Below are 23,258 nucleotides of genomic sequence, written 5' to 3'. Positions count from 1 at the left end.
CCGCAATAGCCTGAACATCAATCCCGATCGGCTCTGACCTGCCTGATCACAAGCCGCGCGGCATTGGCTACACGGTTCCAGAGTTGGACGTGCGCGATACTGGTTTTCCGGTACCAAGGCCGAAGGTAACAGCACTGGCCGGTCCGCCGAACCCTAAACCGACGATCTTCACAGCCGTCAGCCACCAGCATCCGGCACGGTGCAAGAGAGACCATCATCGAGGGCAAAGCCCAGAAGTCTGGCCAGACGACAGGCTTGGGCAACTGAGCCTGCGGGCACACCGAGCGCGCGGTCGACCTCGGCACTGCTCTCACCGGCCCGGGGCTGGCTAAGCTTATGCAGTTTCCCGTTCTCGCGGGTGACCGCAAAGGGCCAGGTCATGGCGACGCCCACGACCTTCTCGTCGGGAACAAGCAGGGTGTCACCGGCAGCGATGCTCTCGTCGATCTGAACGGCGTCATAGGCATTGCCCGTCGAGCCGAACGCATGGATTCGCCAGGCGCTGAAGGCGAAGCGTTCACTATCGGTCAGCATGCCACGTCCCCTTCCGAGAAGGCGCGCTGTGCGGCCTCCGGAAAGGCTGCGGTAAGGTTCCGGTGGAGCGGCCCGGAGGACGCCGGGAAGAATGCGCCGGTGCTGCTCGGCCGTGTGATCCGCAGCGCGCTTGCGACAGCATCCACGACGAAACCCGCAAGCTGATCGCTCGCCGTCAGCTTGCCGAATTCAGGCGGTGCAAACCCGGCCTGATGCCAGAAGGCGATGCCGGTCTCGAGGGTCTCGAGATAGCAGGCATGGCTGCCGTCATTCTGGTCATTGTCGATGCTCGCCTCGACCGTCCGGTAGGTCCCGAAATCATGGGCGTTAGCCTTGATCCGCAGATTGATTCCGGCGGGCGGAGGCCCGGCAACCGCGATCAGTGCAGCCCTGTAGAGCGTGGCTTCCGCCGTATTCACAAGGTCGAAGTTCGGGGTGTGGCCGATCTGCGCGCAGTCTTCGTTCCACGGAGCCCCGCCAAGATCGAGAGTCCAGTTCGTGTGTGCCATTCAAGCCTCCTTTGCTTGAACGGCACCTCCCCCTTCTCTCTCGCAGGCAGAGTTCCCGCTGAAGGTCGGCTCGGCTTGCAAGCACCGGGCAAAAGAAAAGGCCCGCCCGCGACAAATGTGCGGACGGGCCTTCCCGATGTGACCGGCGCGGGTCGCGGCACCGGTCACGGGGGGCTTGTGCCGGTCAGGCGTCGACGCTCGCGCGCGTCTTGCCCTTGGGTGCCGGAGCAGTGCTCTCGCCCAGACCGTCGCCGGTGGCAGCGGCGCTGTCAACGCCGCGGTCGCTGGCCGGTTCGTCGCCGGTGGCAGTCAGCGGCGGCAGGGCGCCTTCGCTCTCGCTGCCGAAGCCGTCGAGCGAGGCCTTGGGCTTCGAACGCCGCCAGGCGACGTTGTAGCTGCCGTCGTTCTGCTGGAACATGGCGACCGGGATCGGCGCCGAGAGGCTGGGATCGTCGATCTGGCCCGAGAGGAAGCACTCGCCGGTCTCGTTCGACGAGTATTCCCAGAGCGCGCCGATCTTGACCCAGCTGCGGCGGTCCGCAGAGAGCGCCATGAGGTCGAACTTGGGTGCCCGCTCGTTGGTGGATTCGAAGGCCCGCAGGGCGACAGTCGCGCTGAAGGTGAGGGTGGTGATGCGGCCGATGTGAACGCCTTCTGCGTTGGCCTTGAGGGTGCCGATGTTCATGTCGAAGTTCTCCTGATGCGGTCCGAACCCCTTGTCCGGAACACCTTCTCCCATCCCCCCTCTCCTCCGGGCCCCTGGCCCGGCCCGTGCGCCAGCCACCGCAGGCGCGCGTCATCCTGTCCAGCCCGGAGGGCTGAGGAGTCTCGATAGTTGGATTGGAGCTGAACCAGCCCTGCTTCGAGCCAAGCGCGGTCTGTACCGACCTAAGCTTCGGGCTCGGACCCGTCCTTGATCTGGTTGAGGCGCGCCATGAACGCCTTGGCTTCCAGCTGATTGGGTCCATCGCGCGTGGCGAGGCAGGCCATCCTGTCGATCTCGAGCTGTGCGGCAAGACTTGCCTCGATATGGCAATAGGGCTCGAGCGTGCGGATTGCGTCAACCGCGCGGGGCAGCTCGCCGAAAGCGGTTCCGACCCATACGAGTTCGATTTCCTCCCCGTCTTCGTCAGGGAGGCTCAGAACCTGCGCGAAATAGGTCTGAAGCGGTCGGTCCCATCCGACATAGGCACTTGCCGCTGCAATCCCGTCACGAAGCGGTACTTTGTGCCTGCTCATGCGCTCGTTACCTCCTCACCCTTAACTGGGCCGATGCCCCGCGGCGCACTGACATGTCAGCCCCTGAACTCATCAGTAGTCCGCTGGCCGCATCAGCGTGATGACGCGCCGTGTCATCGCTGGATTGGCCGGATCCTCGGACCCAAATGCCAGTTCGGTGTCGTAATAATCGACTTTCATCAGCACCTTGATGCCATCGACATCCATGCTTGCAAAGTCTCGCTCGGGCGAATCCGGGGCGAAGGTGCAATGGCGCAGAGCGGCCATCAACCGAGCCTGAACCATCATGCTTTGTGCCACGGTGTCGCCGCCGAATTCTGCAAGCAACCCGGAGGTCATGACGATGCGGGCCGTTCGGTCACGGCCCTGGCGCGCGGCATCATTGAGCAGCGCAATGCGCTCGGTGCGTTGCCGCGCGCAAGTGAGGTCAGATGTGTCATGCATTGGAGGTCTCCTCCTGATCCAAGAGACGACGAGCGGACAACCGGACGGCCTCGCGGGCCTCAGCCCGCAGGTTGAAAAGCGGAAAGCTGAACATCGATCGCGGTCCCGGCAGCAACGGTAATGGCAACCTGCCGGTCCTTGGGAATGACCCAGAGGATGCCGGCAAGCGTGTCGCGGATACGCGCCGCAATGGCCTCGTCCTCGCCGAGCAGCACCCGGGCCGCGAGCTCGCGCGCATCGCGCAAGAAGTGCTCGTGCTGGGTGTCCCAGGAGTCGGCCTCGCTGTCGTCGTTCGCGCAGAAACAGACGTTCTCGATCAGATCGACCAGCGTTTCAGGAGTCAGCGCCGGACCCGGAACATAGGCAATGCGGATCTGGTCGATGCCGCTGTACCAGCCATCCTCGCCGACGACGAAGGCGACATCTGCCGAGATCCGTTCCTCGCGCTGCGTTTCGCTGGCGCGGTGGAAGACGCAGAACCTCAGCTCGATCGTCTCGGCACGAACATGGTCATCGAGCGGGGGGAAGCTGCCGTTTTCGGCGATGACGTGGTCGCGCTCTCCGGCTACAACATAGAAGCGCACGTTGCCGAGCTGATGCAGCGCGTCGTACCAGCCATAGCCAGCGTATGCGGGATGGTTCTCGACGAGGTGCGGGCGCAAGGGGTGGTCGCGCAGCGCGCGCTCCAGTCCCTGGGCAATATCGGGCTCAAGATGCGCGACAAGGATCGTGTCCGCACCTGCTGCGATTTCCTCATACTCGACATTGACGTTGTCGCTCTCCGCGATGGCCGCATGCCAGCGGGGCAGGCAGGGGTCGGCCTCCGGCAGCGCGACCCCCAGATCGCGCGCTTCCTTCCAGTTCTCGAAGGAAAGCCGGTGCTGGCCTCTGTGCGCCAGCGCGGCATAGATCGTGCGCTTGCACGCTGCCTGCAGCGCCGCAAAGGCAGCGTTCTCGACGAATTCCTTACGCGCCGGGAGCACAAGGGCAAGGCCCGGGGTGGCCCCGATATCGAGCCGGGCATGGTATGTCTTGCCGCCAAGGCTCTCCGAGACGCTGGCAAGCTTGCGGGTGAGCACCATGCCATGGAAGTTCGTGGTGGGGTCCTGGTGGTATTCGCGCCCTTCGAACACGCCGATCTGGCTGCCGTTCCACTCGGCGATGTAGATTGCTTTGGCGAGAAAGTCCTCGCGTGGCATTTCCGTGCCATTGAAGAACACCGGCAGCGGGTAGAACTTCGCGACCTCGCGCAGAATCCGCTCGGTGGTCTGCTCGCTCACGCCGGGCATCAGGAAGCTGATTGTCGTCCCGACGGGGCGAGCAAGGGGCTGCACGGCAATGTCCTGCGCACCGGTCCAGCCATCCGCTGGGACATGGACCGACCATCCGATATCGGCATCGGTATGACGCGAGCTGATCCGGGTTTCCTTGCCCGCCAGGCTGAAGACACCCATGCCTGCCGGGTCTTCGGCCTCATGGATGTGCTGGCTCCAGCCCGAATCCCCCAGCGCAATCATGGTCTGCGGATGGGCGACTCCGGTTCCATCATCGACAAGGGTCAGGCGCGCTGCGTCCTGATCCGCGCAGCAGGCGATATCGATCCGGGAAGCGCCCGCGCGGCGACTGTTCTGGAGGAGCTCGCCGAGGATATCGCCGATGGTGCCATTGAAGAGGCGCGTGACTTTGGTGATCGTCTTCGGGCTGACGCTGGGTCGAATAACTGTCGGGTTCATGACAAGGGGTCCTTCATCGCACTGTTTCGCCCTTCCCCTCCCCCTTCCCTTCAGAACAGCGGATTGATGCCTGGCCGGAGCCCGGCTGCCTTGGCCTGCTCTTCAGCCAACGCGCTTGGGTCGCAGAGCTTCAGGAATCGGGATGATGTCGTGCGCCGTTTCACGCAGCGCCGTAACCTCGCCGCGCGCGGCGTAGAGGTCCTTGGCGATGAGCGCGCAGACCTCGGCCTCGCCATAGGTTGGGCGGCCAAGGTGATCGACGCGCTCGACTTGCCGGGCAATCACGCCGACTTTGCCTTCCGGCACCCACTCGGCCCAATCGCCCCAGGCGCTGGTCACGCAGAATTCGCCGATCGCGGCCATATAGGCCTTGCGCGTCCGCAGGATCGCAGAGGAATTCTCCTCTATGGCCTCGCCGGTGAAGGCGCTGAAGCGGTCCGGGTGCCAACATCGGGTAGTATCGCGGGCAAGCTGCAGGAAGCCCGCAGAGCAGGAGCCCTGTCCTTCAAGCTCGCTGGTGAAGGCGAGGATCGGAAGCCCCCAATCGCAATCTTCTTCGTAAGCCCCGCTTTCGATTTGCAGCTCCGCTGGCATGGCGGCCTGTCTCTGATCGGACAGAATGATACCGCCGTGGCTGGCGGTCATAACTGACCATATGCCGGGGGCCAGCTGATCGGCCTGCTGGACGGCGCCCCAGATGGAAGTGGAGGGACGCGGTGATGGGGAAAAACATGCCATGAGCGAACTCTCCTGTTGCAGGTTCGCTCAGACCCTCCCCCTCTTCTTCAGCTCAGGATCCCGAGAGCGGTCCGGGCAACGATCTCGGGCGTGACGTCTCGAAGAGCGAGGGCCGCCACCGGTCCAAGCTGCGAAAGACGAGTCCGCTCGATTGCCCTGAGGGCGAGATAATCCTCGTCGGACGACTGGAGGATTTGCAGCGCAAAGCGGCATTCCTGCCCGGTGTTGTCGTCGAGAAGGGCGATCAGGAAATCCGGCCTTACGGAGACGTCCGCAAATGGCAGATCGAAGAGGATCTTCTTCACCGCCATCCGGATGTCCCGGCGTCGCAGGATATACTGCGCGTCTTGGAGCGCCCGCAAAACGTCTCGGTCGTGGTCTCGCTCTGTCGGCACGAACTGGTTGCCGCTCAAGACAGGCTGAGCGTAGGCGCGCAGCGCGACATAGCCCTCCTTCCTGCTGTGCTCGCCGACGACGGCTAGCACAAGGAACGGCGGCTCAACTTCGGCGCGGATAATCCCGGTGTGCTGGATGCGGTTTCGGACCGAGATCGTGCCGAGACCGGTGACGATCTCGGTGGAAGTGACCGCATTGGCCTCGAGCAGAAGAAACGCCTGGGGCGCGAATTCATGAGGCCATCTCTCGGCCGCAGCGCGCAGCCGGGCGTGAACCCGCCGCTTTTCGTAATCGATGGCGTTCGTGTAGAGATGGGCCGAGAGCGGAACCCCGGGCGCAATCTCGAGACCTTGCGCAGCCCGGCGCAGGAAACGCATCTCCTGGCTTATCGAGCCCTCCCGTGGCCCTGCTGGCGGAAGCTCGCGCAGCACGTTGGAACCCGCCCGCTCGAGCAGCAGCCACAGCAGTTTGCCGAGGCGCGGGATTGCAACACCGCGCGACCGGTCGTCTGGCTCACTGTGGTCCGGTTTCTGGGCGAGTTTCTCCGGCGCCTTCTGGTGCGCGTTGAACAGGCCATCTGGAACATCGAGCGCGTAGAGCGAATCCCTTGCTGTCTCGCGGATGCGCGGCGGTGCCTGGGGCAGGAAAAATGGACACGCCGGCGCATGCATCGGCCTCGAAGTCAGCCGCCGCAGGTAATAGGTTTCCTGAAAGCTCAGGTAGGCCGGGCTCAGCAGCGGCGGCGCGGTGACCTCGCCCAGACAATCGCAGGCGAGCCATTTGTGATTCTCGCGCGCTGTCACGACGAGGGAGACGCAGGCCCGGTGATCGGCTTCGTCGCCATGGCCCGTGTACCAGCGGACCAAGGCTGCCCGCAGACCGTCGCCAATGGCGACGCGCCCGGTGCTACCTGTGGTGTCCTTGGCCACCAACCACATGGTCCGACGCTCTTGACCGCCCCTTTTGTTCACTCTATGTTCGTCACATAGAGGAATTCTGTCTTATGAACAAGGTATTCGATCTCGGCCAATTCGACCTCGATCTGACGTTGCGCGATGCATCGCTTGACCCTCTGGCAACGCCAACGCGGCGCTCGCTCGCCAACGCCTCGATTGGCGTCGAGGCGTTCGATGCCTACTATTCGGCGCGCGAACTCTACGAAGCGCTGCAGGGGGTTTTCCAGGGCACACCCGGTGCCAAGAGCAAGCTGACGCAGGTGCTTTCGTGCCAGTGCGACGATTATCAGCGGTGTCTCTACTACACGCTGGCGGGGCGCGGCATCGTCCAGATGCTGGATGATCTCGAATGGCTGCTCGAACTCCTGCGCCCTCGCTGCGAAATGTCGGGGATGCTCCTTCGCTCCGGCGAGAGGCCTGCACCGCAGGTCAATCCTTATGTCGCAAGTGAGCCCGACGGGCCCGTTCCAGCACGCTCGGCCGACTTCGTCGAGGGACCTTCGTGGTATCTCGATCCGTCGCTTGGCGGCCGGATCGAGGACTAGGCAGGCATCAGCTTGCCGGCCTCACCGGCAGAATCAGGGATTGCGCAGGCCAACCCGGTCGTCGTCATCTACGAGCGTGATGCGCCCTTCCCAGTGCCACAGGACAAGGTTGAGAGCGTCGGCGGGAGCACCGCGGGCGTAGCTCGGCACGACAATGCCGACATAGCCTTGCGCAATTGCAGCCTCGGCGAGATCCTGCGTCGGCACGGGCTTTCCTGAGAGCATCCGGTCCCGCCAGGATGCGTCGCCGAGCTCCGCTGGCGCCATGCCGAACGGTTGGAGCGCGGCCGCGTCGCGGCCATCCAGCAAGGGCCCGATGTCGGCCTGATAGGCAACCAGGGTGGTCGGCTGCAACGTGCCGACCTGATTGGCCTCGCGCAGCGCGGTCTCTGGGGCGAGGGAAGTATAGAGCGCGCTGCGCCCGATGCGATTGAACCGTCCGCCAAACCGGGCCGCCCCCTCCCCTGAGAGGGGTTCGCGGGACCAGACCGGATTGTGGGCGCGGTAGAGCAGCCCGGTGAAGTGCATGAGGCTAGGCGTGAATGCCGGCGTCGACGGCGTCGATATAGGTCAGCACATCATCGGCCCGGTTGTTCTGCACAAGCTGCATTGCGGTCTGGCCCGAAAAGCCCGGCAGCGGCTCAGAGCGGTACCAGGCATAGGCCAGCAAGGCTGAACCGAACCGCGGTTCGACCTTGTTGAGCACTTCGACCATCTGCCGAAGGCGGCGCTGGGTACGATCGGAGGCAATCCGGTCCTTGCGCTGGATCGCGTCCTTGCCGAGACCCAGCGAGCGCGCCAGTTCGTCGCTGGTGGTGCGCAGCGCATCGACGATTTTGCGCGGAGCAAACGCGCCATTGTCCGCATAGTTCTGAATCGCCATTGCAAAGCTCCATGAATTATGACGCGATATAGCGTCATTCTGCGTGGCTTTCAAGCTGCCATAGGGCTGGCGCCGAGTTCGTCACAGGACGACAACTTGCAGTTCGATCGCACCGGGTGGGTTTTCTCCCGTCGGCATGACACAGAAGGGCTGGAGCGTGTTGCCGGTTCTGACCACAGCGTGGCTCTTCCCGGTTTTCGCGCTCATCCGGATGGCGACGCGCTCGGCATTGGCCCGCCCGCAAAGGACACGGCGGCGCGGATCGAGACTGGCAGAAGTCATGGAAGAGGCCCTCGCTACTGGGCTATCGGGAAGAAGGTCTTGATCCTTCGGGCGGGACGAATGATCTCGAAGCGCCGCTCCATCAGCCGGGTGATACGATAGGCCCCGAAGCCATCGGGTGTCCGCAGCTCGATCTTGCTCCCGCGCTTGCTGACCCGGAACTCGCGGTGTTCGCTGCCGTCAGTAAAGCGCAGCGGTTCGGGAAGCCGCAGGATGTCGCCATCGGCAACCTTTCGCTCCTTGAGACGCAGCATGGCGTAACACCGGTTGCGCCAGTCCAGGGCATAGGGGTGCGAGGATGAGGTGAGCAGTTCCAGGATGCTTCGCGGGCAATTCGCCTCGACGGGGCCGGATTGCTCATCCATGTCCTTGTACCCGAAGATCAGGCCATCGGCCGCCTTCGGGTTCCAGCGGACCAGGCAGATAACCGCCGTCACAAAGAGCCTCTCGCGGTCTTCACCGTAGCGCTCGACGGCTGCATAGTAGGTGCTGCCGGTGAAAACGCTCTTGAGGACCCGGCACCCCCGGAACGGAGCATCTTCGCTGGCCGCGTGTTCGTAGGTCAGCTGATCGTCGAGATAGGCCTTGGGCGTTTCATGCCCTCCCATCCCTGTGCGGTGCATGTAGAGCCAGCCCATGTGCGTGTCCTTCAGATGAGCCCCGGCTGAGCCGGAGGTGCGATTTGCAGTTCGCGGGCTATCCGCGCCGTGAGTGCCGGAATGTCGGCAAGCGCGGTGATCGGAGCCTTGCGCATGACCGCGCCGGGGGGCTTCCAGAACGGGTTCCGCCAGGCGAGACCCGGTTCGCCGAACCGCTCGGGGCTGATGCGGATGTAGACACCGTCTGCTTCGAGCACGTGCTCACCGGCGAGGGCCTCCTGCGAGGTGTAGTAGCTGATACGGTAGGCGGAATGATCGAGCCCGATCCCGGCGGCGATCTGGCGCAGCGCGCGCGTACCTTCGCGCCGGTAGTGGCGCAGTTCTTCGGGACGATAGTCGATCCCGCGCTTGACCAGCGCTATGATCGCCGGTCGGTGTTTGAGCTCGCCGAGACGCTCGATGCACTGCGCGCGCAAGATCTGATCTTCGGCCTCACAGGTTGTCGGCCTTCCGTCGGCAATGCGCTGAAGGTGGCGGGTGAGGAGCAGAACTGCGGGACAGGAGGCGACCTGCCGGCCTGCGAGGCGCACATCATCGACGGCCTCGTTCAATGCTCGCAGCGCGGTCTCGAACGTCGTCAGCCCATCGGGCTCGAGCGCGCGGCGGTAACGATAATCGATGTCGCAGGACATGAGGCTTCCTTTCCATTGCAAGTGCAATGGCCCCCTCCCCCTCCCCTCAATGCAGGCTGCGATGATGTTTCCGTGAGCTTCTCAGGGACAGTGGCTCATAGATCATCGGCCGTAAGAGCGTCCCGGGAGCGACCTGTTCGAGGATTCTCGCAATTGCCGAGACAGCCACGCCAGCCTCGGTTGTCTGGATGACCAAGGAGCCGCCCTGCCCCGGATCGGACACCAGTGACCAACCGGGTTCTCCTTTGCCGAGGAGGCTCTCCAGGACCGCATTACGGTTCCGCCCGGGGAACAGCGCCCCAACATGGCCGCCGAGCGCTGCGCCAATGTCCGCAGAACCTCCGCTCGCGAGGTCGCTGGCATAGCGGCTGAGCTGCGCAAGCCGCACCGCGTCGTCTGCTGTTGGCTCAAGCGTAAGCCGGAACTGGCGCCTCTTCATGGGCTTCCTCCGCAGGTTCACTCTCATAGCCCGAATAGGCTGCAAGCAGGTTGAAAGCCTGATCGGCCTTGGCGGCAGCCGTGATGATCGCGGTCTTGTCGGATTTCAGGATATCAAGCCAATGGGCGATGTAGCTGGCGTGGCTTTCATGGAGGTCTGCGGGGAGACCCAGCTCATAACAGATCCGGGCACTGACCTGCTCGGCTACATATCCTGACAGTCCAGCCCCAATCTGACTTCCGACGCCAATTTTCCGGACGCGCGTCATGCCGCCAGCTCCTCGGGCTGGGGTTGCTGGGCGTGCATCCAGTCGGCTGCGGCCTGTGCCTTGCTGGCGGCGGTGAAGATGGCGCGAGGGTCGTCCTTCAGCACGCGCAACCACGATGCCACGTATGCGGCATGATCGGCGCGCGGATGGTGGGCGATCCCGAGGTCGGCGAGCACGAACGAAGCTGTCAGTTCGGCGCAGATCTCCTCGATCGCCAGACTGTCGCGCTTGAACCTCTCGGCAAAATTGCGGTCGAGCCTGTGCTTTGCGCCCGTAGCGTGGCCGGCTTCGTGCAGAAGGGTGCCCATCTGCGCCGATGGATCCCGAAACGAGGCAAAGATCGGCATGAAGATGTGATCAAGATCGATCCGGTAGTGCGCATCGTAGGCGCCTTCGGTGATCGGAATCTTCAGAGCCGCGACGAATGCCTCGGCATGTTCGAACCGCTCGCTCTCGGGCAATACCGCGACAGGAGCGGGCTCATAGCCCTCGACCTGTGCGAGGTTGAACACGGTGAAGGCCCGGGCGAACATGCGGCCGGGGCCGGCTTCGCCGTCGTCATGATCGTCATCGGCGCGCGATGCGGCCTGCTTCCAGAACACGACGGTGGTTCCGCGCTCACCCTTGCGGACCTGTCCGCCAAGAGCTGCCCACTGGCGATAGGTCCCCCAAAGACCACTGGAATAGCTGCTGGCTTCAGCGGCAATCCAGAGCGCCAGCACATTGACACCGCGATAGCGACGGCGGGAGGTGACGTTCTGCGGCCTCGTCGTGGCAGCGCCATCATGGTGCCAAGGCATGCGCCAGTCGCCGGCACCGGCTTCGATGGCAGAGACAATCTCGGTGGTGATGCGCGAATAGACGTCGGCTCGCGGCGTCGCAGGGTGGGATCGGGACATGGCGGGTCTCCATGGCGGGCGGAGGGAAACTCTCTTCCGCTCCTTCAGCCCGTCACCCGCTACACGCCTCCTCTACCTCTCCCGCCCCGCCTGAGGCGGGGCGAATGCTGCTTGGATGAACCAGCGCTCATGAATGGCGGCGCGTCAATGCCCGATCGGCATCCCGCCAGTCTTCGCGGGCCGCGGGGCAAGCCAGATAAGACACGCGGCAAAGATAAGGATTGCGGTGGTCGCCCAAAAAGTGTGGATGAGCGCCATGGTTGTCGCTTCCAGGTCAACCATATTGCTGAGCACCTGCCGCACCTGGTCAGGCGGGAAGCCGAGTCCCGCAAGGCTTGCCTGCGCCGCTTCCGGCTGCAGGACTGCGACCGCGTCGCTACGCGCGAGGCGCTGGGTATCACCCCAGTAGGAAAGTGTGATCGAGGTCGCCACGGCGGTCGCAATCGTGCGCATGAAGCTTTGAAGGCCGGCAGCCGATGCCACCTCGTTCTCATCAACCGTGTTGAGCGTCAAGGTCATGAGCGGGAGCATCATGAAGGTGACGCCGAGTCCCTGAACGAACTGCGGCAGACTGAGGGTCCAGAAGTCCGAATCCGTCGTCCAGGTCGTGCGCAGAAGGGCCATCGCTGCGATCCAGGCAACGCCGCCTGAAACGAGGAGGCGCGGGTCGTGACGGCTCATCAGATAGGCCACAAGCGGCGCGGTGATCAGTCCGCCCATGGCCGAAAACGATGAGGACAGACCGGCGGCGGTCGCCGGAAATCCGAGCCAGGCCTGCTGCCATTGGGGAACAATGACAAATCCCGCAAAGTATCCTGCGAAGGCGAGCGACAGCACCGTTAGGGCAACGCTGAACCCCCGGTGCCTGAGGACTCGAAGATCGACGATCGGGTGATCCTCGCCCAACTCCCAGATCACGAACACAACGAAGCCGACACATGATGCAATCGACAGCGCCACGATCATCGGGTCGGCAAACCAGTCGTGGTTGCGACCAAGGTCGAGCACCAGTTGCAGGCAGCCGACCCAGAGTATCAGCAAGGCGAGGCCGACAAAGTCGATGGGTAGTATCTGCCGCTCGGTCTCGATCGGCCTGAGCAGAGAAAATCCTACGACGATGCACAAAATTGCAACAGGGATGTTGATCAGGAATATCCAATGCCAGGAATAATTTTCGGTGAGATAGCCGCCGATCATCGGGCCAAGAGCAGGTCCCATCAGCAGTGTAACAGCCCATAGTCCCATCGCCATATTGCGCTTCTCGGGCGGGAACACGCTGAGCAGCAGGGTTTGCGACATCGGCATCAAGAAAGCGCCGAAGATTCCCTGACCGATCCGGCTTGCCACGAGCATGCCCAAGGTCACCGAAATGCCGCAGAGAAAGGAGCAGATGCCAAACCCGACCATGCTGAACAGGAAGGTGCGCACCGACCCGAAGCGACCGGCGATCCATCCGGTCAAGGGGACGCAGATCGCCTCGGCGACCGCATAGGAGGTGATGATCCAGGCGCCTTGTTCGAGCGTGATACCGAGATTGCCCGCGACGTGCGGAATCGAGACGTTGGCGATGGTCAGGTCGAGGATGACCATGAAATTGGCCAAAGCCAGCACCAGGCCTGCGACCATTTGCCGCGACGGGGAGATCCCCGCGCTTGGGGGTGAGGGTTCGCTCATTGCAGGTCACTGGCCCGAGACATCGATCTCGACTTCCACCGACAGCCCGACGCGCAAAGGGTGCTGACGCAGTTCGGCAGGATCGAGTTCGATCCGCACCGGCAGGCGCTGAACGGTCTTGATCCAGTTCCCGGTCGCGTTCTGCGCGGGAATGATCGCCATCGACGAGCCGGTCCCGCCGGCGAGGCCGGTGACCTTGCCGTGATAGACGACATCGCCGCCGTAGAGATCGGACTTGAGGGTCACAGCCATGCCGGGGCGAACGCGCCCCAGTTGAACTTCTTTGAAGTTAGCATCGACGTAGAGCTTGTCGATCGGAACGATGGTCATGATCGTCTGGCCGGGGCTCAGGCGCTGGCCGACCTGGATTTGCAGGCGGCTCACCACCCCGGAGACCGGTGCTCGGATCTCGGTACGCTGGAGATCGAGCAAGGCCGCGTCAAGCCGGGCCCTGGCCGCCTGAACCGCTGGATCGGTGTCCACGCTGGAGCCGCGCACCAGGGCATCGTTGGCCGCGAGTTGCCCTTGCGCAACCCGGCGGGCTGAAGCGACTTCCGAGATGCCGCCACGTGCTGCTTCGAGCGCAGAACTTGCCGCGGAATAGGCTTTGCGCGCCTGTGTCAGTTCCTCGCCCGAGATCGCGCCGCTGGCAATGACTGCCTCCCGGCGCTGCAAATCGATCCTTGCCTTTTCGAATTCCGCCTGCGCGGTGCGAAGCCGCGCCTGGGCCTGGACGAGACCGGCGCTTGAGGTATCGATCTGGGCCGATAGCGCGCTGTTGGTCGCAACGGTCTGGCCGAATTTGCGGCGAGCAGCGGCAAGATCGGCCTCGGCCTGCGCGACGGCGATCCTGGCGTTGGCGTGATCGAGCCTGACCAGGACGTCCCCGGCCTTCACCTGCTGCGTATCTTCGACGAGCACCTCGATGGCCGATCCTGCAATCAGCGGGGTGACCTGCGCCATACGCGCGTTCACATAGGCGTTGTCGGTGCTGACATAGTTGCGAGCGACCAGCACATACCACGCACCCCAGGCAAGCGCCGCGATTGCCAGCGCGATGGCCAGGCGCTTGAGCCACATCGTCCGGCGGGTCTTGCGAAAGGCGGACAGTTCCGGATCGACTTCGGCAGCTTGTGTCGCGGTATCGCTCATTGGTCGGTCTGTCCTGATGGTTGGGTAGTGGCCGCGTCGAACCCGCCGCCCAGCGCGCGGATCAACGCCAGCGTCGCGCCGCGCTGATATGTCTCAAGGCCGATAACGGCGAGGCGAAGGTCCTGCACGCCGCGTTCGCTCGCGAGCACGTCGAGATAGCTGGCAAGCCCGGCCTCGTAGCGTGTGCGCACCAGACCGAGTGCATCTTCGTTGGCGGCCAGTGCGGTGCGGGCCGCGCGAAGCCGCTTGTCCGCCGCGTCGCGTTGGGTCACCGCGTCGGCAACTTGCTGGTAGGCGGTGACCACAGTCTGGTTGTAGTTTGCGACGGCCTCGTCATAGGCTGCCTCGGCGCTGCCATATTGCGCCTTGAGCGCGCCGCCCTGAAAGATCGGCAGACTGATTGCCGGGCCGACGCTTCCAAACAGCGAGCCGGAATCGACAAGATTGCCGAGACCCAGGGCCTGCAGGCCAATCAGCGCCCTGAGGTTGATCGAGGGAAAGAACCCGGCCCGCGCGACCTTGACCCGGCTTGCCGCCGCTTCGACCCGCTCGCGCGCGGCGACGATATCGGGACGCCGGCCGAGCAGGTCGGTGGTGACACCAGCGGGAACCCCGCCGGGCGTTGAAGGCGCCAGTGGCGGACGGGTGATCGACTGCCCCCGATCGGGGCCAGCACCCAGGAGCGCGGCCAGCTGATTGCGCCGGATGCCGATGTTCTCGTCAACTGCGGCTAGATCCTGCTCTGCTCCGGCGACCTCGGCATCGGCGCGGCGCAGACTGGCGAGGTTGTCGAGCCCGTTGCGCTGGCGCTGGGCGACAATGTCGCGCATCGCCTGGCGGTTGGCGAGCATGGCTGCGGCGTTGTCGCGCTCGCGATAATGGCGACCGAGTTCGGCATAAGCGGCGGTTATCGCAACCGACAGCACCAGGCGGGCCTGCGCCGCATCGACCGCCGCCGCTCGGGCATCCGAAGTCGCTGCCGCAAGGGCCGCCCGGTTGCGCCCCCACAGGTCGAGGTCGAAGCCGAAGCTCAGCGAAGTTTGCCCGTAATCCTTCCAGCCATCGGGCAGAAACTGCGCGGGAATGCCGTTGTTGCCGCTCTGGCGGCGCAGGCCGCCTTCGGCCTCGGCCCCAATCGAGGGGAGCCGTGCGGCCCCGACCCGCTGCGCCTCGGCTTCCGCGCGCCTGACCCGCGCCACCGCCACCGCGACCTGCGGTGAATTGGCGAGGCCTTCCTCGATCAGCGCGGTCAGTTGCGGATCGCCCGCCAAGCGCCACCATTGGTCCGGCGGCCAGGCCGTGTTGCCGCGCGCGGCGAGGGTCTGCCCCGCCTCGGTCGTCTCGGCAGTGCGCAACGCGGGCCGTGCTCCGGGATGGGAAACCGGGACGCACGCGGCCAGAGCCAGCACCAACGCTGCGCCGCCGTAGATTCGGAACCTAGCCGACATAGGCACCCCGCCCGCTGGCCAGCAATCGCCCTTCGGCATCCTCGATGCGGGTCTCCGCGACACTGATCTGCTTGCCCAGCTTGACCACCCGCCCAATCGCGCGCAGCGGACCTGAGGTCGCAGGGCGATGGAAATCGACCCGCATATCGGCGGTGGCGCGCGCCGATCCGCCGAGCGCGTTGATCGTGTAAAGCCCGGTCAGGTCGATCAGCGCCGAGAGGATGCCGCCATGCGCCGATCCGATCATCGGGTTGGAGACGATCTCGTCGCGCCACGGCATTTCAAGGATCAGCGCGTCGTCTGTCAGTTCGGCGATATCCAGCCCCAGCCATTGGTGGAACGGCGCAATGAGCAACATCGAACGGAGCTGGTCGAGGTCCATGCTTGCTGCCGGATCGTTCATGCCGCGACCGCCTTTCCGTGCGTGCGGACAAGGAAATCGAGGATCGCGTCGCCAAAGGCATCGTTCTGGTCGCCGACCACCATATGCGTCGCATCGGCGATGTCACTGTAAGCGGCATGCGGCACGAGCGCGCGGAAATGCGCCACGGCTTCCGGTGACACCAGATCGCTCGATCCGCCCCTGATCAGGTGGACCGGAAGCGCAAGCCGCGATGCGGCTTCGCCCAATTCTGTGCGCCCAAAGTCGCTGCTGTCGCCGCGCTCGGCATGGCGCCGCATGATGCCGTCGATGAATGCCGGGTCCCAATGCCAGTAATAGCGCCCGTCGCCCTTCTGCCGCAGATAGTGGGCGAGGCCGGACGACGCCTTGCGGCTTGGACGATGGGGGAGATACTCGGAGATCACGCGCGCCGCTTCCTCGGGCGAGGCAAAGCCTTCGCGGGCATGGGCAGCCATGAACCCGACTACGCGCGTAACACCGCCCGCCTCCATTTGCGGTGTGATGTCCACCAAGGTCAGCGAGGCGAAGCTGCCGGGAGCGACCTCGCCTTCGGCCATGATCCCGGCAAGTCCGCCTAACGACGCCCCGATCAGTGCGGGCTTGCGGTCGAGCGACCCGGCAATCGCGATCAGGTCGCCCGCGAAATCGACAATGTCATAGGCTCCGTCATCGGCCCAAGCGCTGTCGCCATGACCGCGCAAATCGAGCGCGATAGCGCGAAAGCCGCAGTCGGCCAGCATCGCCGTCACCCGCTTCCACGCCCGCTTGGTCTGCCCGCCGCCGTGGGCGAGCAGCACCGGCATACCCTGCTCAGGGCCTTCGATCAGGGCGGCGATAGCATGGCCGGAATGGCCGGAGAGCGTGACGGGCGGATTCGACATGCTTTTATCTTACTGTATGATGCCTTACAGTAAAGGCTGTCCTTTTGGTCAATCGGAAGCTATGAGCTGTGGCATGGCGAACACGTCCGACCAGCAGAGCTACCTCACCGAGGCCGATGGGCTGGTGTTCCTGGTTGAGGAGGTTCCGCGCAAGCTGCGCCGCGTGTTCGATTCCTCGACCGCGAAGTTCGGGCTGACCCGAACCCAATGGCGCGCTCTCGCCTATATCTTCCGCACGCCCGGTCTGACCCAGACCGAGCTGGCCAAATGCCTCGAACTGGAACGCGCCAGCGTCGGTCACGTCATCGACCAACTCGAAAAGGCGGATTACGTCGAGCGCCGGGCTGTGGAAGGCAATCGGCGGGTGTGGACCTTGCACCTGCGTCCTAAGGCGATCGGCATCCTGCCCGCGCTCAGAGCGGAAGCCGATGTGGTCTATGAACGGTTGCTCGCCGGCATATCGGGCGATGAAGTTGCCGTGTTCAAGCGACTTCTGGCCACCATGTCCGCCAATCTGTAGCCTTCACGCTGGCTGCGGCCGCCAGCTGGAATGTCGACGCCGCAAGACCAGGACGGCTTCCCCTGGACGCTTGCGGGGGATTATCAGCCTTACTTCGCTTCGGGACCGATCTGCGACAGGATCCTCTCGATCCTTGCCACCTCGGCCTGAAGCGTCACCCGTTGCGGTTCTGGAAGCCGCTTCTCGCGCAGCAACAGCCGCGCCTCGTCAGCTCCGCACTGCCAGGCCGGGCGATGCCGTTCGACAATACAGGCATTGGGGCAGCGGACCGGCTCGCACATGGCGATCATTGGTCCGGTGGCACCCGGTTCCGAAATGCGGTTGAGGCACAGGGCAGTTGCCGGATCAAAGAAGCAATCGGCCAGCGGGCCGACATGCAATGTCCGCGCGAGACTGCCGAGCATCGTGCGCAGGCGGGGCCGGTCGGCAATCATGGCAGGTAGCGGCGCCAACTCGTGGCCAACAGTATCGAGTGCGGCTCCGATCCTGTTCGCGGCAGGTCCGCCAAGGCGCGCACCACCTTGCCGCTCGTCGAAGTAGACGAGGATATCGTCGATCTGGCCAAGCGCGCGCTGGGCTTCGATCTCTCCGCGAAATCCGGACCGGCTGCTGCCGGCATAGCCTTCAAACGCCGCAACGCTGGCGTGCTTGTACTGGATCATGCCGGCAATCGTCCCAAAGGGCCGGTTGGCGATGTGCCAGGCAATGGTCCGGCGAAACTGGCGTGTGGTCAGCCGCCAGGGCGCGCCATTGGGTCCGGCAGGAATGATCGGTGCCTCAGCCGTTCCGAACCGGTCGTTGAGATGATCGCGAAACCGGTTGAGTTGCCGGACGATCTCGGCAGAAATGTGCGTCTTGGTGTTGGCCCGAAGCGCGAGGACCGGCCACAAAGTCGTTGTCCCGCGCGCTTGCCCCGCCCGCGCGGACAGGCGTTCGAGGACAGCGATGGCTTCGGCGACCGGCGCGATCGTGACCCACTCGGTCTCCTCGCCGCCGCCGCGCTTGCCCTTGTAAGCGGTGGACTTGATGCCATGCCGCAAGATCGCACCGTCTTCTGATCTGGTGATGGACAGGCATCCCTGCTTCATCGCCTGGATCTCGCTGTCCCGCATGCCTGAGAGGTAGGCGCAGACGACGTAGGCTGCCGACTGCAGCATGACCTCTTCGAGAGCCAGGACCTTGGCATCGAAGCGGGTACGCCAGAGCAGGCCGGTATCGGGATCGGCCGAAATGGCCGTATCCATCCCGCCAATCTCGGTGCCGAGTTCTGCTACGGCGGCGGCGATGAGGTCCGGCGCGCCGGTGGTCAGGCCAAGGTGCATGGCCGGTTCGGCCTGCGCGTCGATGCCGGCATGGAGGTGGATCAGGTGGTAGTTGATGGGCGGCGTGACTTCCCCGGTGTGCGGATCTGTCCGCGTTGTGCCGTTGTGTGGGGTGGTCCAGATCGGAATCCCGCGACCTTGTCGCTGCAAAGCTGCCACATAGGCGATGAGGCGTTGGCGTTGCCGAAAACGGCGAGCAGCGGGATCAAGCCCTTCCTCAGCGGTGATCAGACAGTTGCGCGTTGCTTCGAGGCGGTCGAGTTCCGCCCGCGCGGCGAGGATGTCATCTGCATAGCAGGTCACGTAGCGCAGCGACCAGGCGAGCAGCGGGGTGATGATCGCTTCCGGAATGCGCGGCGTCCGGTTCTCTCCGGCGACGTACTTTGCTCCCGCAACCGAGAAAGGGCTGCGCCCCGGCCACGGTTCAAAGGACAGGCGCGCAGTCGGCAGATGGTGCCGCAACTCATGCAGGTCGAAGATTATCCGCAGCAGCGCTGCCGCCGCAACCGGACGCAGTCCGGCAAGGCGCAAAGAGCGGGCGTAGCGATCAGCCAACGACTGATCGACCCGGCCGAGATCGAAACGACCCAGCTGAGCCTTCACGAAGTCGAAAAAGCGCAAGGTCCGGTTGGCCTCACCGCGCACCCCCGCCGGCTCAAGCCGTGAACGGTGCCCGGGTAGATCGACATTGAGACGCGCATGAAGAATCTGGCGCAGGGCATCGGCGATGGATGGGTCGTCGATACCATCGAAATGTACCGTGATATGGCAGCGCCGGGCGTTGTCGCGAAACACGCCGGGAGCCAGATCCCAGACCGGATCGCCGTATCGCGAGATATGCGCGCGATCGACCCCAGGGCGGAGCGGTGCGGAGATGAGCACCGGGAGGGCGTCACGTTCATTGCAGCTGTCGGCGAGCAGCTGGAGAGGGGTCATGCGCGGGCCTCGGGTGGCAGATAGACCGTGGGAGGTTCGACCGCGACCTGCGCCCGGGCCTTTGCCACGACGTCGTCGCCGAAGGCGGGCAGGATCTGCTGAACAATGCGGTCACGGGCATGGCCGAACTTGGCTGCCCACTCGGCCGCGCTCAAACCGGCTCGCTGATCATCGACGAAGGTGAGGAACGCGAGGATGGCGGGCAGCTTGCGCGCGGTGATGACCGCGTTGCGACAATCGAGGCAACCCCAGAACGGCGTGGGGCACGCGGTACCGGCAGATGCAAAGGGACTGGAATAGAAGTTACCGCAGTTGGCAAGCCAGACGTCCTGTTCGCCGTCGAGAAGTGCGCGCGAGACGCCTTCAACATCCGGAGCGGGGCTCGCCAACTCCCTGCGCAGCCGCTCCTCGTCCGAGGGAGGAAGTATCCTTGGACCGGTCAGCGCTTCTTCGAGGGCATCCGCCACGGCCTGCTCGTGCAGCGGTCTGAGTGCCGGAATATCGGCGTAGTGCCGTGCCGCGATCTCGGCGGTATGGCCGACGGCGAAGCGGGCCATGTGCCCTTCGGTCTTAAGGTACCACAAGGCCTTGTGCGTCTTGCGTAGCTGCGAGAGGCGCAGGAATAGCGGTCGACCGGCGTCATCGACAATGCCGTGACGCTGCGTCCAGGCGTCGATCGTCATGCGCGGTTGGCGGATACCAGCGGTGATCTCGTTGGTCTGATAATAGACCCAGAGGTTGTCGCTGGAATTATGCACCCTGGCCTTGGCGGAGAGTGCGATGATCCGCCGGATCAGGCCGCCCGGTGTCGATGAGCCGCCATCACGGACCCGGATGGTCTTGTGCTCGGCGCCGTGGGCGCGAAGCTTGGTATAGGCGACATCGACGGTACCGCCCGAAGCATTGCGCAAACAATCGATGGTGAGCGACTTGCAACACTCCAGCTCGAGCCCCGTCTCCAGCGAGAGCAGAACGAGAAGCGGCACGACGTCGTGTGCAGTAAGGTAGTGGGCAGCATGGAGGCTCAGGTTGAACCTTGCGCCGCTCAGTTCGCGAATCCACCGCAGCTTATACAGGCTCTGATATGCGGGGTCACGGTAGTGCAGCACACCGCGCGCGTCGATCGCAGCGTGGGCTTCGCGGTAAGCACCTTCTGTCTCCGGCACCTCATCGAAACGCGGCCCCGACCGCAAGCGCGCCTCGATCGCAACAAGATCGGCGCGGGCCGCATCGCGGAGTTGGCGAGCGACATACGGACTGTAGGCATCGCGTGGACGGGGGCGAACGTGGGGGTGCGAGCTGACGTAGCGCAGCCGTTCCCGCAAGCCAGGATCGACAAGCTCGGGACCATCGGCCGCAATGCGGCGAAGGACCGAGACGACCTTGGCGACATAGGTCGGCGCGTGTGTCCGCGACTTGCCCTGCGCGGCGAGCCACCTCTCGAACCCGTCGATATGGTCGGTGCGAAGGTCTGCCGGCCCGTTGATCCGGTCGCCTGTCCCGGCAAGATAGGCAAAGAAGCTCGGTAACTGCGTCACGTATGTCTTGATCGACGAACGCACCAAAATGGGGCCGCGCGGGGCAACCAGCATGAACAGGCCCCGTGCAAAGGCGAGAGCCAGGCCTCGTGGCCGCAAGCTGGTGAAATCCACGAGCAACTCGCCGCCGTATGGCGGATCGATCATGAAGCGCAGCGTGCTGATCTGCGACCATGGATCGGCCTCGGGCGCAGTCGCGGCGGCCTCGAAACTGACCTTGCGCCCTTTGCGTGGAGCAGCGGTCATGATGGAAGATAGTCCGGTACGAGTGCCAACAGCTCTTCGACCGCCGCATCGACGGTATCGGCACGCGTGGCGAGGTGATCGAGATAGATCGAGGTCGTGGCGAGGCTTGAATGGCCAAGCAATCGCTGAACCTGTTGAAGCGGATCGCCGACCAACTGGCGATACCCTTCCATGGCACCCACCGGTGCCGCCGCCTCGGCAAGGCGGCGCTGGATCAGCATCGCCAGCATGTGGACCGCAAAGGAATGCCTGAGTTGATGGGGGCTGACCCGGACCGGGATGCCGGCATCCGTGCAACGGCGGCTCGCCCGCGCGAAGATCGCTTCCCACGAGTTGGGGAGCACCGGATGCCCGACCTCGGTCAGCCAGAGCACCGCCGCTTCGCCAGGCGTTCCATCGTCGGCGCAAATTACAAGCCTTGCGCGTTCATCCGGTGTGACGACCTCCATATCCATCGTGCCACCGCCAACCAGCTGCAATGCGCGCAGCCTGAATGAGGGGCGGTGTATGAAGATCGGGCGGTCAATGGCTTCCCAGCCACGGCGCCTTGCGAACTTGGCGACGGCTGCGGCTCGCTCCACGGCGATATAGGCGTCAAACATCGGCAACAAACGGCGCGGCAGCAATATGCCACGCCCCCTATCCCCCTTGGTAAGTGCCGCCGGAAGTTCGACCCGCCGCTGCCGTTCCGCGCGGGCGCCGCCAACCGGAATCTCGGCAGTGAGCAGGTGAGATGCCTCTTCCAGGCGCAGGCCAGTGGTGACCAACAGATCGGCGAACAGCGCGTTGCGCGCGCCATTGCGGTCACGTGCTCCAGGACGCTCTGTTCCCTCTACGGTCAGGCCGCGCAGGCCAACCTCGCGAAAGGCGTGGTAATCGGTGAGATCGATGAAGCGGACATCTGACCGACGGGCCGCGCGTTCATAGGCGTCGTTGCGGCCCGTGACGGCCGCTCGACGCCCTCCGTGCGAACTTCGCCAGACCTGACGGTGGGTAAATGGGGTGCGCTCGATCAGGCCCTCCCGCTCGGCCCATCGATAAAGCTTGTCGAGCGAGGCAATCGCCCGGTTCCACGTCGACGTCGAAACCCGGAACTCAGCGTCACTACGCCGACGTGCCCGATGATAAGCACTGACATCATCGGTATCGGCTTGCCAGACAGACTTGCCACAGACTGAGGCGAGGAAGCGAACCCAGACCAGGACATCATAGCCGTGGGCGCGTAGCGAATGGCGAGACCGCGCCCCGCTCAACGGCAGATCAAGAAAGTAGCGGTCGAGGTCTGGATCGTAGATCTCTCCACCTCGCAGGATCACCGGGACGTAGGAATCCAAGCCATCCGCCGCCCGGCGTTCATGAATGACGATCGACGTGTCTGAAGTATCCACAGCTTGCCAGTCCCTCCCCCGGACCCCCTCCCGACTCCAGATCGCGCACGTTGCGCGGCTGCGGGACGGTGGCCATCAGGCCGGACTACGCCAGCTTATGGATAGCGCTTCATCCGGCCTGATGGCCCCCTGCGTTGTGCCAAGAACATACCGTTCGATGGTGCGTCAGGCACGGTGCAGACTGTCCAGATAACGCGACCAGTTCCTCGAAGGCGTAGGCCTTGTCGCCGAACCGCTTGCCGAATGTGCGCGCGAGCCGCGAGGGGTGCCCGCTCCAATGGCCGAGTTCGTGCGCTTTGGTGGCGACATATCCGTCCTCGGTGCGGAAGGCGCCGCGCTCTGGAAGCTGGATATAGTCTCCGCCCGGAGAGAAGAATGCACGGTCACCGCCGTGGCGGATATCAGCAGGGATCGGAGCAAAGAAGGCCTGGATGGCCGCTGCCTTCACAGAGGGTTGCGGCGGTGCTTCGGGGACCGGACTGGGATAGAAATGCGGCGGCAGGCCTTCAATCTGCGAGGGTAGGGTAGGCCCGCAATGTCTCGGAGAGAACATCGCTAGGCCCCCCTCCGAACCGAACGTGCACCTTTCAGCGC

The 23,258-nt window shown here is 64.3% G+C and carries 27 protein-coding genes; 2 read left to right on the top strand and 25 right to left on the bottom strand.

Features of this window, described 5'->3' with window-relative positions; translation table 11 throughout:
• Nucleotides 1-177: 177 nt before the first annotated feature.
• From AC1Q5P_RS20530 to AC1Q5P_RS20495, 8 genes are all read right to left on the bottom strand, one after another.
• Nucleotides 178-534: a hypothetical protein gene (locus AC1Q5P_RS20530; protein ID WP_481135823.1), complete on the bottom strand. Its 357-nt coding sequence runs from the start codon at nucleotides 532-534 to the stop codon at nucleotides 178-180.
• Complete coding sequence (locus tag AC1Q5P_RS20525) at nucleotides 528-1,043, bottom strand: hypothetical protein (protein WP_217373626.1); 516 nt, start codon at nucleotides 1,041-1,043, stop codon at nucleotides 528-530. The genes AC1Q5P_RS20530 and AC1Q5P_RS20525 overlap by 7 nt, the downstream gene beginning before the upstream one ends.
• Before the next feature lie 184 nt (nucleotides 1,044-1,227).
• Complete coding sequence (locus AC1Q5P_RS20520; protein WP_481135822.1) at nucleotides 1,228-1,782, bottom strand: DUF736 domain-containing protein; 555 nt, start codon at nucleotides 1,780-1,782, stop codon at nucleotides 1,228-1,230.
• A 149-nt stretch (nucleotides 1,783-1,931) separates the two neighbouring features.
• Nucleotides 1,932-2,282: a hypothetical protein gene (locus AC1Q5P_RS20515; RefSeq protein WP_481135821.1), complete on the bottom strand. Its 351-nt coding sequence runs from the start codon at nucleotides 2,280-2,282 to the stop codon at nucleotides 1,932-1,934.
• 72 nt (nucleotides 2,283-2,354) lie between these two features.
• Nucleotides 2,355-2,726: a DUF3768 domain-containing protein gene (locus AC1Q5P_RS20510; protein ID WP_072384179.1), complete on the bottom strand. Its 372-nt coding sequence runs from the start codon at nucleotides 2,724-2,726 to the stop codon at nucleotides 2,355-2,357.
• A gap of 59 nt (nucleotides 2,727-2,785) precedes the next feature.
• Nucleotides 2,786-4,459, bottom strand: coding sequence for an ATP-binding protein (locus tag AC1Q5P_RS20505; protein WP_481135820.1), 1,674 nt, complete (start codon nucleotides 4,457-4,459; stop codon nucleotides 2,786-2,788).
• 102 nt (nucleotides 4,460-4,561) lie between these two features.
• A complete protein-coding gene (locus tag AC1Q5P_RS20500; RefSeq protein ID WP_481135819.1) occupies nucleotides 4,562-5,197 on the bottom strand; it encodes a DUF7007 domain-containing protein in 636 nt (211 codons plus the stop codon).
• 47 nt (nucleotides 5,198-5,244) lie between these two features.
• Nucleotides 5,245-6,531 (bottom strand): DUF8535 domain-containing protein, encoded by a 1,287-nt coding sequence (locus AC1Q5P_RS20495; protein WP_481135818.1) that lies wholly within the window; start codon nucleotides 6,529-6,531, stop codon nucleotides 5,245-5,247.
• Between the two features lie 65 nt (nucleotides 6,532-6,596).
• Between AC1Q5P_RS20495 and AC1Q5P_RS20490 the strand changes: the two genes are divergently transcribed.
• On the top strand, nucleotides 6,597-7,094 hold the full coding sequence (locus AC1Q5P_RS20490; RefSeq protein ID WP_481135817.1) for a hypothetical protein: 498 nt from the start codon (nucleotides 6,597-6,599) through the stop codon (nucleotides 7,092-7,094).
• 33 nt (nucleotides 7,095-7,127) lie between these two features.
• Here AC1Q5P_RS20490 and AC1Q5P_RS20485 read toward each other — a convergent pair whose 3' ends face one another.
• From AC1Q5P_RS20485 to AC1Q5P_RS20425, 13 genes are all read right to left on the bottom strand, one after another.
• The gene (locus tag AC1Q5P_RS20485) at nucleotides 7,128-7,622 is read right to left on the bottom strand and encodes an RES family NAD+ phosphorylase (protein ID WP_481135816.1); all 495 of its coding nucleotides are present in this window, start codon (nucleotides 7,620-7,622) and stop codon (nucleotides 7,128-7,130) included.
• 4 nt (nucleotides 7,623-7,626) lie between these two features.
• Nucleotides 7,627-7,977 carry an antitoxin Xre/MbcA/ParS toxin-binding domain-containing protein gene (locus tag AC1Q5P_RS20480; RefSeq protein ID WP_022675518.1) on the bottom strand — a complete coding sequence of 117 codons (351 nt, stop codon included), beginning with the start codon at nucleotides 7,975-7,977 and terminating at the stop codon, nucleotides 7,627-7,629.
• An 81-nt stretch (nucleotides 7,978-8,058) separates the two neighbouring features.
• Nucleotides 8,059-8,259, bottom strand: a complete 201-nt coding sequence (locus AC1Q5P_RS20475; protein ID WP_039330691.1) for a hypothetical protein — start codon at nucleotides 8,257-8,259, stop codon at nucleotides 8,059-8,061.
• 14 nt (nucleotides 8,260-8,273) lie between these two features.
• Nucleotides 8,274-8,897, bottom strand: coding sequence for a DUF6927 domain-containing protein (locus AC1Q5P_RS20470; RefSeq protein WP_492519906.1), 624 nt, complete (start codon nucleotides 8,895-8,897; stop codon nucleotides 8,274-8,276).
• Nucleotides 8,898-8,908: 11 nt separating this feature from the next.
• Complete coding sequence (locus tag AC1Q5P_RS20465; protein ID WP_481135812.1) at nucleotides 8,909-9,550, bottom strand: hypothetical protein; 642 nt, start codon at nucleotides 9,548-9,550, stop codon at nucleotides 8,909-8,911.
• A 46-nt stretch (nucleotides 9,551-9,596) separates the two neighbouring features.
• Nucleotides 9,597-9,989, bottom strand: coding sequence for a hypothetical protein (locus AC1Q5P_RS20460; RefSeq protein WP_481135811.1), 393 nt, complete (start codon nucleotides 9,987-9,989; stop codon nucleotides 9,597-9,599).
• Nucleotides 9,958-10,257 carry a zincin-like metallopeptidase domain-containing protein gene (locus AC1Q5P_RS20455; RefSeq protein ID WP_481135810.1) on the bottom strand — a complete coding sequence of 100 codons (300 nt, stop codon included), beginning with the start codon at nucleotides 10,255-10,257 and terminating at the stop codon, nucleotides 9,958-9,960. The genes AC1Q5P_RS20460 and AC1Q5P_RS20455 overlap by 32 nt, the downstream gene beginning before the upstream one ends.
• Entirely contained in the window at nucleotides 10,254-11,156 is a 903-nt protein-coding gene (locus tag AC1Q5P_RS20450) for an ArdC family protein (protein ID WP_079731419.1), read from the bottom strand. The genes AC1Q5P_RS20455 and AC1Q5P_RS20450 overlap by 4 nt, the downstream gene beginning before the upstream one ends.
• A gap of 144 nt (nucleotides 11,157-11,300) precedes the next feature.
• The gene (locus tag AC1Q5P_RS20445) at nucleotides 11,301-12,830 is read right to left on the bottom strand and encodes a DHA2 family efflux MFS transporter permease subunit (protein ID WP_073974073.1); all 1,530 of its coding nucleotides are present in this window, start codon (nucleotides 12,828-12,830) and stop codon (nucleotides 11,301-11,303) included.
• 6 nt (nucleotides 12,831-12,836) lie between these two features.
• Entirely contained in the window at nucleotides 12,837-13,982 is a 1,146-nt protein-coding gene (locus tag AC1Q5P_RS20440) for an EmrA/EmrK family multidrug efflux transporter periplasmic adaptor subunit (RefSeq protein ID WP_073974074.1), read from the bottom strand.
• Nucleotides 13,979-15,430, bottom strand: a complete 1,452-nt coding sequence (locus AC1Q5P_RS20435) for an efflux transporter outer membrane subunit (RefSeq protein WP_073974075.1) — start codon at nucleotides 15,428-15,430, stop codon at nucleotides 13,979-13,981. Before AC1Q5P_RS20435 ends, AC1Q5P_RS20440 begins: the two co-directional genes overlap by 4 nt.
• A complete protein-coding gene (locus tag AC1Q5P_RS20430; RefSeq protein ID WP_073974076.1) occupies nucleotides 15,420-15,833 on the bottom strand; it encodes a hotdog fold thioesterase in 414 nt (137 codons plus the stop codon). Before AC1Q5P_RS20430 ends, AC1Q5P_RS20435 begins: the two co-directional genes overlap by 11 nt.
• The gene (locus AC1Q5P_RS20425; RefSeq protein WP_073974077.1) at nucleotides 15,830-16,714 is read right to left on the bottom strand and encodes an alpha/beta fold hydrolase; all 885 of its coding nucleotides are present in this window, start codon (nucleotides 16,712-16,714) and stop codon (nucleotides 15,830-15,832) included. Before AC1Q5P_RS20425 ends, AC1Q5P_RS20430 begins: the two co-directional genes overlap by 4 nt.
• Nucleotides 16,715-16,787: 73 nt before the next feature.
• On the opposite strand from AC1Q5P_RS20425, the gene AC1Q5P_RS20420 reads away from it, so the two are divergent.
• A complete protein-coding gene (locus AC1Q5P_RS20420; RefSeq protein WP_073974078.1) occupies nucleotides 16,788-17,234 on the top strand; it encodes a MarR family winged helix-turn-helix transcriptional regulator in 447 nt (148 codons plus the stop codon).
• A gap of 89 nt (nucleotides 17,235-17,323) precedes the next feature.
• Here AC1Q5P_RS20420 and AC1Q5P_RS20415 read toward each other — a convergent pair whose 3' ends face one another.
• From AC1Q5P_RS20415 to AC1Q5P_RS20400, 4 genes are all read right to left on the bottom strand, one after another.
• Complete coding sequence (locus AC1Q5P_RS20415; protein WP_073974079.1) at nucleotides 17,324-19,492, bottom strand: site-specific integrase; 2,169 nt, start codon at nucleotides 19,490-19,492, stop codon at nucleotides 17,324-17,326.
• The gene (locus AC1Q5P_RS20410; RefSeq protein ID WP_073974080.1) at nucleotides 19,489-21,276 is read right to left on the bottom strand and encodes a site-specific integrase; all 1,788 of its coding nucleotides are present in this window, start codon (nucleotides 21,274-21,276) and stop codon (nucleotides 19,489-19,491) included. The genes AC1Q5P_RS20415 and AC1Q5P_RS20410 overlap by 4 nt, the downstream gene beginning before the upstream one ends.
• Entirely contained in the window at nucleotides 21,273-22,664 is a 1,392-nt protein-coding gene (locus AC1Q5P_RS20405; RefSeq protein WP_073974081.1) for a tyrosine-type recombinase/integrase, read from the bottom strand. The genes AC1Q5P_RS20410 and AC1Q5P_RS20405 overlap by 4 nt, the downstream gene beginning before the upstream one ends.
• Before the next feature lie 109 nt (nucleotides 22,665-22,773).
• On the bottom strand, nucleotides 22,774-23,112 hold the full coding sequence (locus AC1Q5P_RS20400; protein ID WP_492519905.1) for a zincin-like metallopeptidase domain-containing protein: 339 nt from the start codon (nucleotides 23,110-23,112) through the stop codon (nucleotides 22,774-22,776).
• Nucleotides 23,113-23,258 lie beyond the last annotated feature (146 nt).

It is taken from the genome of Novosphingobium sp. GW835-FHT14H07 (genome assembly GCF_058793515.1).
The sequence above is the reverse complement of the archived record's forward strand: the minus strand, read 5'-3'. Positions and strand labels throughout refer to the sequence as shown.